This is a genomic window from Candidatus Cloacimonadaceae bacterium, assembly GCA_030693415.1.
Classification (GTDB): domain Bacteria; phylum Cloacimonadota; class Cloacimonadia; order Cloacimonadales; family Cloacimonadaceae; genus JAUYAR01.
On record JAUYAR010000003.1, the window covers coordinates 1 to 1,039 of the forward strand.

1 protein-coding gene is annotated in these 1,039 nt (G+C 48.2%); it reads left to right on the top strand.

Features of this window, described 5'->3' with window-relative positions:
* Nucleotides 1–152: 152 nt before the first annotated feature.
* A partial coding sequence (gene istA, locus Q8M98_00105; GenBank protein MDP3113153.1) for an IS21 family transposase occupies nucleotides 153–1,039 on the top strand: 887 nt, incomplete at its 3' end.

The window sequence follows — 1,039 nt, forward strand, 5'->3', positions numbered from 1 at the left end:
GATAGAGCCACTTGTTCGCAATTTGAGAGCCAGGCTCTCGGAAAATAGAGCCACTCAATTCGCTGATCAGAGCCACCTTGCCAATTAGCCCCGATATCTGATCATGGATTTATACACCAATCGGTGTAAATACATCCATGGAGGTCACCCCAATGACCCAATATCGAGATATCCTGCGCTTACACAAGCAGGGCATTAGCGGACGCGGCATCGCTGCGAGTTTATCCTGTTCCCGCAATACTGTGTCCGAGGTTCTACAGGCTGCCAAGGCGCTTGGCATAGAATGGCCACTGCCAGATGCAGTCAGTGACCAAGAACTCGAAGAGAAGCTGTTTCCTGCAGAGGAAACGGAAAGCAGGCGGAAAATGCCTGATTATGATCATATCCACAAGGAACTTGGGAAAAGCGGTGTTACGCTATCTCTGTTATGGTATGAGTATTCTGAAGGGTGCAGACTTAGTCAAACGATTCCGTATCAGTACACTCAGTTTTGCAAATACTACAACGATTACACACTGAAGACAAAGGCAACGATGCGCATGCACCACAAGCCCGGTGAAAAACAGGAAGTGGACTGGGCTGGTCAGCATGCTGTAATCCAAAACAACATCACTGGAGAGCCGATCAGGGCTTATGTTTTTGTGGCAGCCCTGCCGTACAGCGGTTATTCGTATGTTGAGACCTTCCTGAACATGAATATGGAAAGCTGGATTCAGGCACACATCAACTGCTTTGAGTACTTCGGCGGAGCAGCAAAGATACTTGTTCCCGACAACCTCAACACAGGAGTGGATCGGGTCTCTTGGCTTAGCAGTGTGATCAACCGGACATATAACGAGATGGCAACCTACTATGATACAGTAGTTATTCCCGCCAGAGTCCGTCACCCCAAGGATAAAGCAAGTGCTGAGGGTACCGTAGGAGTGATCTCAACCTGGATACTGGCATCGCTGAGGAACCAGACTTTCTTTACACTGCAAGAACTCAACCAGGCGATCAAGATAAAGCTATCTGAGTTCAACAGCAAACCATTTCAGAA